The sequence below is a fragment of the Mesorhizobium sp. B1-1-6 genome (assembly GCF_006443035.1).
Classification (GTDB): Bacteria; Pseudomonadota; Alphaproteobacteria; order Rhizobiales; family Rhizobiaceae; genus Mesorhizobium.
On record NZ_VFWR01000008.1, the window covers coordinates 104,218 to 116,666 of the forward strand.

Here is a 12,449-nt window from a genome sequence, read left to right on the forward strand (position 1 = left end):
TCTGTAGCGCCCCCCTCTGTCCTGCCGGACATCTCCCCCACAGGTGGGGAGATTGGCAGCGTCGACCGCGACGCCTTTCATGCAACGCTGGCAATTTGGCGAAAGCCGGCGTGACATCCGATCTCCCCCCTTGTGGGGGAGATGTCCGGCAGGACAGAGGGGGGCGCCATAGGGTGCTATGTTGAATGCATCGAACTTCTTCGCTGCAGAACAGCTACCACCCTCGAACAGGATTTCCAATTTTCATATTGTAAAACGATCGTATCGCGCTAGCCTGAAATCATGAGCGGGACGCGCAAATCATCCGGACGGTCCAGCGCCGACGAGGCGGCGACCCGCAAGCGCGGGCGTTCGCTGGCGGCGCTCGGCTATATCAAGCCGCAGACTTACGAGGAACTGCGCGCGGTGCTGTCGTCGGGCACTGTCCATTTCCCCAAGCGGCTGCGCCAGGTCGCGATCTTCCTGTGGCAGCATCCGAGCGACGTCGCGCTCGGCACCATCGCACAGGTCGCCGCGCAGGCAGGGGTGCAGCCTTCGACGCTGGTGCGCTTCGCCCAGATCTTCGGCTATGCCGGCTTTTCCGATTTCCAGGGCCTGTTCAAGGACCATGTCAAGGCGTCCTGGCCGGAAGGGCGCGGCCAGGAACGCACGCCGCGCGTATCCAATGCCGACCTGCATTTCCTGCGCGGCATGGTCGGCGCCTCGCAGGCCTCGCTCGGCCGCATCGAAACCGGCTTCGATATCGAGAGCTTCGAGAAAATGGTGGCGTTGCTTTCGGCCGCCGAGCTGATCTACGTCATCGGCTCCAAGCGCGCCTTTCCCGTCACCAGCTATCTCTCGCTGACCTTGTCGCAGCAAGGCGTGCGCAATGTGCTGGTCGACAATGTCGGCTCCACCGCGCTCGACCAGGTCGGCTGCATCGGCAGACGCGACGCGGTGCTGGCGGTCTCCTTCAGTCCCTACAATTCGATCACGCCCGACCTCGTCGCGGTCGCCCACGAGCGGCGCGCGCGGATCGTCACCATCACCGACAGCACTTTTTCTCCGCTGGTCAAGTTCTCGGACACCTGGCTGGAAGTTGTGGAACAGGATTTCGCAGGCTTCCGCTCGCTGGCGGCGTCGCTCGCCGTCGGCATGGCTTTGGTCCATGGTGTCGTGGCCCAACGGGCAGAATGATTGCGCGGTTGACTAACGGGAACTGACATTCCATATCTTCAGAAATAGAAACTTTGTTCCGGGAGGAGGAATGGAGCTTCAGCTCGACGGCAAGATGGTGCTGGTCACCGGCGCGACGCAAGGCATCGGCCGGGCAGTCGCCGAAACCTTGGCGCGTGCCGGCGCCGGCGGCCTGCTGGTCACCGGCCGCGACGGGACGCGCGGCGAGGCCGTTGCTGCGGAGCTCTCGCAAGCGGGCACGCCGGCACACTTCATCGCCGCCGAGCTTTCTGACCCGGCAGCCCCTGCCCTCCTGGCGCAAGCCTGCATCGACCGCTTCGGCCGTATCGACGGTCTCGTCAATGCCGCCGGCCTGACCGACCGGGCCTCCTTCCTCGATGCGACCCCCGACGACTGGGCCTCGCTGTTCGCCGTCAATGCCCGCGCCCCTTTCTTCCTCATGCAGGCGGCGATTGCCGACATGCGGAAGCGGGGCCAGGGCGGCGCGATCGTCAACATCCTGTCGATCAATGCCCATTGCGGCTCGCCCGAGCTCGCCGTCTATTCCGCCACCAAGGGCGCGCTGGCGACGCTGACCAGGAACGCAGCCAACGCCCACCGCTTCGACCGCATCCGCGTCAACGGCATCAATGTCGGCTGGACCGATACGCCCGCCGAGCGCGTCATGCAGGCCGAGACGCTCGGCCACGGCGCCGGCTGGCTCGATGCCGCCAACGCCGCGCAGCCCTTCGGCCGGCTGTTCTCGGCGGAGGACGTGGCCAGGCTCGCCGTCTTCCTTCTCTCCGACGCCGCGGGACCGATGACCGGCTCGCTGATCGACCAGGAACAGTGGGTGATCGGAGCCAACCGGTGAGCACAGCCGCGCCCGAGACGCTCGGTCCGGCCTTGCTCGGCCGCCTGACGGCGACGGTGCAAAGGCCCGGCTATGACCGTGCCTTGCTCCAGGCAGGCATGGCGCATCTCGGCGTCGGCGCCTTCCACCGCTGCCACCAGGCCGAATACACCGACGACCTCCTGGCGCGGAGCTTCGGCCGCTGGGGCGTGGTCGGCATCAACATCCGTCCGCCGGCGCTCGCCGATACGCTCGGCCCCCAGGACGGGCTCTACACCAGGCTCATCCGCCAGGATTCCCAAGTCGAGGCGCGCGTCATCGGCAGCATCGTGCGCGTTGTCGATAGCCAGGCGAGCGCTATGCCCGCGCTCGAAGTGCTGTCCTCCCCGGACATCGAATTCGTGACGCTGACCGTTACCGAAAAGGGCTATTGCCATATTCCGGCCAGCGGCGCGCTCGACCTCGACCATCCCGACATCGTCGACGATCTCGCAAACCCGCTGACGCCGCGCAGCGTGCCCGGCATTCTGGCGCGGGCGCTGGAGCAACGCATGGCCACGCACGGCCGGCCGCTGACGCTGCTCTCGTGCGACAATATCCCGGCCAACGGCACCATCCTGGAAAATGTCGTGCGGACTTTTGCCGAACGGCGCGGCAACGGCCTTGCCGGCTGGATCGCGGCCAATGCCGCCTTCCCCAGCGCCATGGTCGACCGCATCGTGCCGGCGAGCACGCAGGCCGATCTCGACGGTGTGGAGCAGCTTTTCGGCTACCGCGATGGAGCCGTCGTTGCCGGCGAGCCGTTCCGGCAATGGGTGATCGAGCAGAAATTCGCCGGCCGCGTGCCGCGCTGGGACCTGGTGGGGGCAACCTTCGTCGACGACGTCACGCCGTTCGAGCATCTCAAGATGCGTGTGCTGAATGGCGCTCAGACGACGCTCAGCTATCTCGGCGTGCTGGCCGGCCTCGAACACACTTTCGATGCGATGGCGGACCCGCTGCTGTCGGCCTTCGTGCGCCGCATGCTCGTCGAGGAGACTCTGCCAACGTTGAAGCCGGTGCCCGGCATGGACCCATCAGCCTATGTCGAGCAGAGCCTTGGCCGTCTGCAGAATACCGCGATCCGCCACCGCAACCACCAGATCGCCACCGACGGCTCGCAAAAGATCGTGCAGCGCCTACTCAACCCGATCCGCGATCGGCTGGGCGAGGAAAAAAGCATTGCGCTGCTGTCGGTATCCGTCGCCGGCTGGATGGCCTATCTGATCCAGGCTTCATCCCGGTTCGGCCGGCGCTGGCCGGTGTCGGACCCCTATGCCGGCAAGATCGCTGGCATAGCGGAGGCAAGCGGACGCGACGTCCCGGTACTGGCTGCGGGCATCCTGGCGATTGACGCCATCTTCGATCCCGCCCTCGCCGCCAACGACATGTTCCGCAAGGCCGTCACATCGGCGCTCGACGGGCTGTTGTCGGACGATCCGATGGCAACCGTCAGGCATGCATGCGCGCAACCGGCAGATGAGCGGTTGAAGCAACCGGCACGATCTGCATAGTAGGAATCGGTCGTGAATTCACGACCAGGGGAGGCACTATGAGGCTTGGACTGCTCACCGCACCGTTCGCGGAGACGCCGCTCGACGCGGTCGCCGACTGGGCAAGCTCGGCCGGCTTCGAGGCGCTGGAAATCGCCTGCTGGCCGAGAGCCTCCGGCGCCAGCCGCCGCTATGCCGGTACAAGCCACATCGACACCGCCGCGACCTCGCCGGCGCAGGCCAGGGACATCGCGGCAAACCTTGCCGGCAAGGGGCTGACCATTTCCGGTCTCGGCTATTATCCCAACCCGCTGCATCCCGATGCCGCCCACCGCAAGACGGTGATCGACCATCTGAAGCAGGTGATCGTGCTGGCCGCGAATATGGGCGTGCCCCTGGTCAACACCTTCTGCGGCGGCGATGCCTCGAAGACCGTCGACGTCAACTGGCAGCACGCGCTCGAAATCTGGCCCGATATCGTCGCCCATGCGCGCGATCACGGCGTCAAGCTCGCTTTCGAGAACTGCCCGATGATCTTCAGCTATGACGAATGGCCGGGCGGCCACAACATCGCCTATTCGCCGCTGGTCTGGCGCCGCATCCTCGAAACCTGGGGCGGCGATGTCGGGATGAATTTCGATCCTTCACACCTGGTCTGGCAGATGATCGACCAGGCCCGCTTCATCAGGGAATTCGGCCCCTACATGTTGCATGTCCACGCCAAGGACCTGATGATTGATCATGATGGTTTGTACGAGCGCGGAATCCTTTCGTCTGGCATAGGCTGGCAGGTGCCGCGCATGCCGGGGCTGGGCGATGTCGGCTGGAACGGCTTCTTCTCCGGCCTCTACCGTGCCGGCTATGACGGCCCGATCATCATCGAGCACGAGGACCGGTGGTTCGAGGGCAGCGACGATAAGGTCAAGCGCGGTTTCCTGCTTGCCCGCGACGTGCTGCGTCCCTTCGTCAAATGAAGGCGCAAAAACAACATCGAGGCGCCGCCTGAATCTCTTTCTGCGCGGCCCGGTGTAACGACTTGGAATCGAAACGAAAATCAAAGTGGAGGAAATCTGAAATGAAGAAATACCTGACCATGGTGCCGCTCCTTGCCGGCGCTGCCTTGCTGGCCTCGATGGGCGCCTCGTCCGCCGAGGGCAAATACACGATCGGCATCTCCAACACCGTGCAGGGCAATGGCTGGCGCGAGGAGATGGTCTGCGCCATGAAGGCGCAGGCGCTGGCCTCCGGCGAAGTGACCAAGCTCAACATCGCCCACCGCAACACCGACGCCGCCGGGCAGCTCGAGGACATCCGCAACCTGATCAGCGCCAAGGTCGACGCCATCGTCGTCAATCCGGCTGATCCCGCCGGCATCAAGGCCGGGCTGGAGGAAGCCACCAAGGCCGGCATCGTTGTCGTCGCCGTCGACCAGGCGGTCACCGAACCCTCGGCCTACATCATCTCCAACAACCAGGAACAATATGCCTATCTCGGCGCCAAATGGCTGTTCCAGCAGATGGGCGGCAAGGGTGAGGTGTTCTATATGCGCGGGGCCGCCGGCGCCTCCGCCGACTCGGATCGCGACAAGGGCTTCAAGAAGGCGCTGGCCGAATTCCCCGACGTGAAGGTCGCGCAGGAAGTGTTCACCGGCTGGCAGCAGGACCAGGCCAAGCAGCAGATGCTGTCCTTCCTCGCCACCGGCACGCCGTTCAACGGCGTATGGACCTCGGGCATCGACAACGTCATCGTCGACGCGCTGGTGGAATCGCAGGCGCCGATGGTGCCCGTGGTCGGCGCCGACAATGCCGGTTTCGTCGGCCAGCTGAATTCGGTCAAGGACCTGGTCGGGGCGGCCGTGACCAATCCCGGCTCGATCGGCGGCGCCGGCGTGACGCTCGCGCTCCAGATCCTCGACGGCAAGAAGCCGGCGCAGCAGACCGTTCTGGTCGAGCCGCAGCTCTGGGAGAACGCCACCGAGGAAGGCAAGGCCAAGCTGAAAGCCGCCGCCGATCCGTCGCTCAGCCCGGAATGGCCGGTCTCGATCTCGATCCCGGACTGGACGACGTACACCAAGGACCAGATCGTCGCGTGCAAGGGGCCGGGGGAATAAGGGCTATTTTGATTGGCTAGCGAGGATGGCGTTTGCCGTCCTCGCCAACCAAAGGTTTGATAGGTTAGCGCTCTACGGCGCCCCCCTCTGTCCTGCCGGACATCTCCCCCACTTGGGGGGAGATTGGCAGTTTCGGCGCCGGCTCTCGTCTTGCCACGTTGAAAATTGGCGAAAGCCGAAGTTGCGGCCGATCTCCCCCCTTGTGGGGGAGATGTCCGGCAGGACAGAGGGGGGCGCCGTAGAGCGCCAGCAATTGAGTTTCTGGTACGGACAGCAATTTGACCACCAAACCCCTCCTCGACGCCTCCGGCGTCGCCAAGAATTACGGTGCGGTTGCCGCGCTGCGCGACGCGTCGCTGTCTGTCCTGCCGGGTGAGGTGCATGCCCTGATGGGCGCCAATGGCGCCGGCAAGTCGACGCTGGTGAAGATCCTGACCGGCGCGGTTCCTGCCTCGGCCGGGCGCGTGCTGATCCGTGGCGAGGCGCGTGACATACGCTCGCCCGCCGCCGCGCGCCGCGCTGGCCTTCTGCCCGTCTACCAGGAACCGTCGCTGATCCCCGATCTCGACATACTGTCCAATCTGCGGCTGACCGGCACGCCCGTCGAGCCGTTCCGCGCCTGGGTGCGCGAACTTGGCATTCCCGACCTCGACCTGCGCGACACCGCGCGCGACATTCCGCTGGCGGTGCTGCGCGTGCTCGACCTGGCGCGGGCGCTCGCCGTCGAGCCCGACGTGCTGCTGCTCGACGAGATGACCGCGGCGCTCCCCGCAAATCTTGCCGAAAAGGTGCTGGAAGTCGTGCGTCGCCAGGGCGACAGCGGCCGCGCCGTGATCTTCATCTCGCACCGCTTCGTCGAGATCTCGGCGCTCTGCGACCGCGCCACCGTGCTGCGCGACGGCGCGACCGTCGGCGTTCTCGACATCGAGCCCGGCGTGGAGGAAAAGATCGTCGAGCTGATGCTCGGCGCCCGCATCGAGAAGACCAAGGTGACCGCCCGCGCCGCCGGCCAGGCCGCCACATCGGCCCCTGCCCGCCCGCGTCTCGCCGTGCGCAATCTGCGCGTCGGCACCAAGCTCAACGACGTCTCCTTCGAGCTCGCCGACGGCGAGGTCGCCGGCGTCGTCGCGCTCGAAGGCCAGGGCCAGGATGAATTGTTCGCCGCCCTTGCCGGCTCGATCAAACCGTCCGGCGGCACGATCGAGGTCGACGCCCAGCCGGCGAAATTCACCCATCCGATCGACGCCATCCGCGCCGGCATCGCCTATGTGCCGGGCGACCGTTCCGAAGCCCTCGCCATGCAGCGCTCGGTGCGCGAGAACATCGCGCTGCCCTTCAGCGCCGCCTTGCGCAACTGGGGGCCGATCGCCATGCGCAAGGAGCGCGCCACGGTGGCGAGCGCCATCGCGCGCCTCCAGATCGACACCCGCGCGCAAGGCGAGGTGCAGCGCCTGTCCGGCGGCAACCAGCAGAAGGTGACCATCGCCCGCTGGATCGCGGCGGATGCCCGCACCATCCTGTGCTTCGACCCGACGCGCGGCATCGATGTCGGCACCAAGCAGGAGATCTATAAATTGCTGCGCGAGCTCGCCGGCCACGGCAAGTCGGTGCTGTTCTACACCTCGGAACTCGAAGAGGTGCAGCGCGTCTGCGATCGCGTCATCGTCATCTTCGGCGGCCGCGTCGTCGATATCTTCCCGGTCGAGGAAGCGGACGAGCCGGCACTGATGCGCGCCGCCTACGGCCTGCCGCGCGGCGTCAAGGCCGATATCGGCATTTTGGCGGACCCGACAGCAAATGCCCCGGATGCGCCGGAGGCGACGCCATGAGCCATCTCCTGCGCCGCCAGGGCTGGGTCGCCGGCCTGTTCGCCCTCCTCATCGTGCTGTTCGTCGTCACCAAGCTGATCCAGCCCGGCTACGGCAGCGGCGATTTCGGCTCGCTGGCGCGGGCCGTCTTGCCCTACGCCTTTGCCGTGGCCGCGCAGACCGTCGTCGTCATCGCCGGCGGCATCGATCTGTCGGTCGCCGCCATGATGGCGCTGACCAGCGTCACCGCCGCCTCGATGATGGCCGGCGCCTCGGAAGAATACGCGCTGTTCGTGGTGCCTTTCGTACTGGCCATGGGGTTTGTGCTCGGCGCGCTCAACGGCCTGCTCATTGTCGCCACCCGTGTCCCCGACATCGTGGTGACGCTCGCCATGCTGTTCGTGTTGCAAGGGGCGGCTCTTCTGGTGCTCGGCGCGCCGGGCGGCGCCGCCGCCGAATGGCTGAAGGCGATGATTTCAGGCACGGTCCCGATACCCGGCCTGCCGCAGAACATCGACGCCTGGCTGCCGAAGGCTCTGCTGGTGCTGATCATCTGCCTCTGCATCGTCTGGATACCGCTGCGGCGCTCGCGCCTCGGCCTGTCCATCTACGCCATCGGCTCGAGCGAGCTGGCGGCGTTCCGCAGCGGCGTGCCGGTCAAGCGCACCCGCATCATCGCCTATGCGCTGTCGGGCCTGTTCGCGGCCATGGGCGGCCTGGCGCTGACCATGAGCACCGGCATCGGCGCTCCTATTCCCGGCCCCTATCTGCTCGCCAGCGTCGCGGCCGTGGTGCTGGGCGGCGTGGCGCTGGGCGGCGGCAAGGGCGGCCTGCTCGGCCCCATCGTCGCCGTCTTCGTGCTGCGCCTGGTGCGCACCGATCTCACCCTGCTCGCCATTGATCCCAACGTCACCGCCATCATCGAGGGCCTGATCATGGTCGCCGTGGTGATGTTCGGGGCTTTCATTACGATGCGGGGTCGGCAATGATGAGGGAGAATGAATTGGCGCATAGCGCTCTACGGCGCCCCCCTCTGTCCTGCCGGACATCTCCCCCTCAAGGGGGGAGATTGGGAGCTTCGGCGGCTCGCTCATTCTTGCAACGCCGACAATTTGCGAAAGCCGTCACCCCATCCGATCTCCCCCCTGGAGGGGGAGATGTCCGGCAGGACAGAGGGGGCCGCCGTAGGGCGCTACATTTGCAGACAAGAGCCACCCCATGAGCACGTCAGCAATCACGCCCCAACCCGTCCCCTTCGGCCGCCGTGTCAAACGCTTCATGGCCGACCGGCCGCTGATTCCGCTGGTCATCCTGCTGGTCATCCTGGTTGTGATTTTGCAGATCCTGCGCCCCGGCATCGTCAACGAGCGCTGGATCGCCAACACCATCAAATTCGCCATTCCCTTGGCGATCCTTGCCGGCTGCCAGACCATGACCATGCTGACCGGCGGCATCGATCTCTCTGTCGGCACGGTGGCGACGATGAGCGCCTTCATCATGGCTACGCAAGCCGTCAACCAGGAGCCAGCCGTGGCCTTCCTCCTGGCGATGATGCCGGCGGTGCTGATCGGCCTCGTCAACGGCATCGGCGTCGGCGTCTTCCGCGTCCATCCGCTGATCATGACGCTGGGCACCAGCCTGATCGGCACCGGCTTCCTGCAGGTCTATCAACGCACGGTGATCGCCTCGGGCGCCAAGATCCCCGATTTCCTCGCCTGGCTCGGCACCGGCGTGACCGCAGGGTTTCCCAACGCGCTGCTTCTGTTCGTCCCCGTCGCGGTGCTGATCGTCTTCGGCCTCAACCGCACCGGTTTCGGCCGCCTGCTCTACGCCGTCGGTGACAATGAGCGCGCGACCCGCCTTTCCGGCGTGCGCTACTGGCAGGTCATCACCGCGCTCTACGTCCTCTCCAGCCTGCTCGCCGGCATCACCGGCCTGCTCTATATCGGCTTGATCAAGGCCCCTTCCCTGTCCCTCGCCGAACCGCTGGTGCTGCCCTCCGTGGCCGCCGCCGTCATCGGCGGCACCTCCATCTTCGGCGGCCGCGGCGGCTATACCGGCACCATCATCGGCGCCTTGATCCTGACCGTGCTGACGACGCTGCTGACGATTTTGCAGATGCCGGAGGGGGCAAGAAGGATCCTGTTCGGCCTGATCGTGCTGTTCGTGACGGCGGCCTATCTGCGGATCGTGGAGGAGCGGTAGGGAGGGGCCGCCGGCTCATCCCTGGAAACACCGACGCAGTGATCGCCCTCACTTCACCGTGATGCTCACGCCGCTGAGATCGGCGTTGACTTGCAGCCCTACCTGCCTGCCCGTGAGCTCGAGCTGGGCGCCCTTGTCGTTGGTCATGACGATCACCTGGGCGCCCTTGCCGAGCGCGCCGCCGCCGCCCGCCGCGCCGTACACGCCCGTCACGTCCCGGGCGCGCTTGATATGGCGCACGGTGCCCCGGAAATAGGTCTTGGAGGCACCGAAGGCGAGGCCGCCCGAAATGCCGCCGACCGAGATCGGATACCGGCGGCCATGGAAGGTCAGCGTGCCCTCGCCTCCGGCGCCGCCGATGAAGAAGGCCGCCTTGTAGATGGAGAAGCGGATCGTTCCGGTGTCGGCGTGCGCGACACTGGCAAAGCCAACGCCCGCGGCAGTGATGACGGCGATGGCGACTGAACGAAATCTGGACGAAATCTTCATGACAAGGGGCTCCTCAAGGTCGCTGCTCACCCGACCGGGCCGGGACGTCGGCGTCGCATCGAAGTTCATGGCTAAACAGTCTCGCCCATCATTGGTTCCAAGCACACGGTCTCGTTCCGGCTGCGAGGAGACCGTCGCTAAACGGGCCCGCCGGCTGGCGAATTGTCCAGCGGCGGCTGGCGGCATCGCGGGTCGAGCAGGGGAGCACGGGGAGACCCATGGCGCCGTCTGGAGCGGGCCTGGTGAAACTTTTTGATTTTTAGGCCGTTGTCGCCGTTACATCCGAGGCTGAACTCATGCCGAAAACGGTCGACGGCGCCAGGCGGCGCAAGGCAGAGAAGTCGCACCAGGAGAAGGCCTCGACAGTCGAAGTTGCGTCCGAGGTCGTGGGCGAGGCTGCGCCGCCGCCCGGGGCCATCGAACCCGGTCCGGAGCTGACGCCGCAGGAGGCCGAGCAGGCGCGCAAGCGATACCTGCTGAGGCGCTTCTGGATCAGCGCGCGCGGCTACTGGAGCACGCGCGGCGACAAGCTGGCCTGGCCGTTCACGATCGGGCTGTTGATGCTGATATGCATCAATGTCGGCTTCCAGTATGGGATCAACATCTGGAACCGCTCGATCTTCGACGCCATCGAGCAGCGCAACGCCCACACCGTCTATGTGCTCAGCGCCGTGTTCCCGCCGCTCGTGGTTGGAAGCGCAAGCCTTGTCGTCGCGCAAGTCTACCTTCGCATGACGATCCAGCGCCGCTGGCGTTCCTGGTCGACCACCGCCATCATCGCGCGCTGGCTCGCAAGCGGCCGCTACTATCAGCTGAACCTCGTGGGCGGCGACCACACGAACCCCGAGGCACGCATCGCGGAGGATTTGCGGATCGCCACGGAATCGCCCGTCGATTTCATCTCCGGCGTGATCAACGCGTTTTTGTCGGCCTCCACTTTCATCGTGGTGCTGTGGACGATCGGCGGGGCGCTGACTTTGCCGATCGGAAGCTGGAGCGTCACCATTCCCGGCTTCCTGGTCGTGACCGCGGTGATCTACGCCGCCATCACCTCCACTTCGATGGTGGTCATCGGCCGCCATTTCGTGCGGCTCTCCGAGCAGAAGAACCAAGCGGAAGCCGATTTCCGCTACACGCTGACGCGCGTGCGCGAAAACGGCGAGAGCATCGCCTTGCTCGGCGGCGAGGAGGAGGAGCGCAGCGGCATCGACAAGACGTTCGGCACGGTGCTCCGGCAATGGGCGCTGCTGACAGGCCAGCACATGCGCACAGCGCTGGTGTCGCAGGGGTCGAGCCTGTTTGCGCCGGTCGTGCCGATCTTGCTTTGCGCGCCAAAATTTCTCGAAGGCAGCATGACCCTTGGACAGATCATGCAGGCTGCCTCAGCCTTCGCCATCGTGCAGGCCGCGTTCGGATGGCTGGTCGACAACTATCCCCGCCTCGCCGACTGGAACGCCTCGGCACGGCGTATTGCCTCGCTGATGATGTCGCTTGACGGGCTGGAGCGCGCCGAACGCAGCGACGCGCTGGGCCGCATCAGGCACGGCGAAACCGAAGACGGTGCGATGCTCAGCCTGGACAATCTCTCGGTGTCGCTCGACGACGGCACCGGCGTGGTCAAGGAAACCGAGGTAGAGATCGAGCCTGGCGAGCGGGTGCTGGTGGCCGGCGAATCCGGTTCGGGCAAGAGCACGCTGGTGCGCGCCGTCGCAGGCCTTTGGCCGTGGGGTGGCGGCAGCGTCGACTTCCACCCCGGCAGGCGGCTGTTCATGTTGCCGCAACGTCCCTACATCCCCTCCGGGACGCTGCGCCGCGCGGTCGCCTATCCGGCCGCCGCCGACAACTGGACGCTGGAGAAGATCAACGCCGCCCTCGACAAGGTGGGGCTCGATTATCTCAAGGACCGGATCGAGGAAGACGCGCCCTGGGACCAGACCCTGTCGGGTGGCGAAAAGCAGCGGCTCGCCTTCGCGCGCCTCCTGCTGCATCATCCCGATATCGTCGTTCTGGACGAAGCGACGTCTGCGCTCGATGAGAAGAGCCAGGACAAGATGATGGAGACGGTCATCCATGAATTACCGAAGGTGACCATCATAAGCGTCGCGCATCGCGCCGAGCTGGAAGCCTTCCACAGCCGCAAGATCACATTGGAGCGGCGCGAGGGCGGCGCAAAGCTTGTCAGCGATATTAATCTTGTGCCGCGCAAGGGCGGACGGAACCTGCTCAGGCGCGCCTTGTGGGGCTCCGGCGCTGCGGCCCAAAGGCCGCGCGAGCTGGAGTAAAACCGACTTCGTCCC

At 65.8% G+C, this 12,449-nt stretch carries 10 protein-coding genes; 9 read left to right on the forward strand and 1 reads right to left on the reverse strand.

Going from position 1 to position 12,449, the window contains the following annotated elements; all coding sequences use genetic code 11:
- The first annotated feature begins 282 nt into the window (after positions 1–282).
- The 8 genes from FJ979_RS17435 to FJ979_RS17470 all read left to right on the forward strand — a co-directional run bounded on the left by FJ979_RS17435 (position 283) and on the right by FJ979_RS17470 (position 9,663).
- Positions 283–1,176, forward strand: a complete 894-nt coding sequence (locus FJ979_RS17435) for a MurR/RpiR family transcriptional regulator (protein ID WP_140582415.1) — start codon at positions 283–285, stop codon at positions 1,174–1,176.
- A 70-nt stretch (positions 1,177–1,246) separates the two neighbouring features.
- Positions 1,247–2,029 carry an SDR family oxidoreductase gene (locus tag FJ979_RS17440; protein WP_140500072.1) on the forward strand — a complete coding sequence of 261 codons (783 nt, stop codon included), beginning with the start codon at positions 1,247–1,249 and terminating at the stop codon, positions 2,027–2,029.
- Positions 2,026–3,561 carry a mannitol dehydrogenase family protein gene (locus FJ979_RS17445; RefSeq protein ID WP_140557835.1) on the forward strand — a complete coding sequence of 512 codons (1,536 nt, stop codon included), beginning with the start codon at positions 2,026–2,028 and terminating at the stop codon, positions 3,559–3,561. The genes FJ979_RS17440 and FJ979_RS17445 overlap by 4 nt, the downstream gene beginning before the upstream one ends.
- 38 nt (positions 3,562–3,599) lie before the next feature.
- A complete protein-coding gene (locus tag FJ979_RS17450) occupies positions 3,600–4,514 on the forward strand; it encodes a sugar phosphate isomerase/epimerase (RefSeq protein WP_140557833.1) in 915 nt (304 codons plus the stop codon).
- A 101-nt stretch (positions 4,515–4,615) separates the two neighbouring features.
- The gene (locus tag FJ979_RS17455) at positions 4,616–5,650 is read left to right on the forward strand and encodes an ABC transporter substrate-binding protein (RefSeq protein WP_140582418.1); all 1,035 of its coding nucleotides are present in this window, start codon (positions 4,616–4,618) and stop codon (positions 5,648–5,650) included.
- Between the two features lie 278 nt (positions 5,651–5,928).
- Positions 5,929–7,479, forward strand: a complete 1,551-nt coding sequence (locus tag FJ979_RS17460) for a sugar ABC transporter ATP-binding protein (protein ID WP_140521485.1) — start codon at positions 5,929–5,931, stop codon at positions 7,477–7,479.
- Positions 7,476–8,447: an ABC transporter permease gene (locus FJ979_RS17465; RefSeq protein ID WP_140521484.1), complete on the forward strand. Its 972-nt coding sequence runs from the start codon at positions 7,476–7,478 to the stop codon at positions 8,445–8,447. Before FJ979_RS17460 ends, FJ979_RS17465 begins: the two co-directional genes overlap by 4 nt.
- Before the next feature lie 229 nt (positions 8,448–8,676).
- Entirely contained in the window at positions 8,677–9,663 is a 987-nt protein-coding gene (locus FJ979_RS17470; protein ID WP_140500083.1) for an ABC transporter permease, read from the forward strand.
- 48 nt (positions 9,664–9,711) lie between these two features.
- Here FJ979_RS17470 and FJ979_RS17475 read toward each other — a convergent pair whose 3' ends face one another.
- Positions 9,712–10,152: a hypothetical protein gene (locus tag FJ979_RS17475; protein WP_140582680.1), complete on the reverse strand. Its 441-nt coding sequence runs from the start codon at positions 10,150–10,152 to the stop codon at positions 9,712–9,714.
- Positions 10,153–10,448: 296 nt separating this feature from the next.
- On the opposite strand from FJ979_RS17475, the gene FJ979_RS17480 reads away from it, so the two are divergent.
- Positions 10,449–12,434 (forward strand): ABC transporter ATP-binding protein/permease, encoded by a 1,986-nt coding sequence (locus FJ979_RS17480; protein WP_140582421.1) that lies wholly within the window; start codon positions 10,449–10,451, stop codon positions 12,432–12,434.
- Positions 12,435–12,449: the final 15 nt, after the last annotated feature.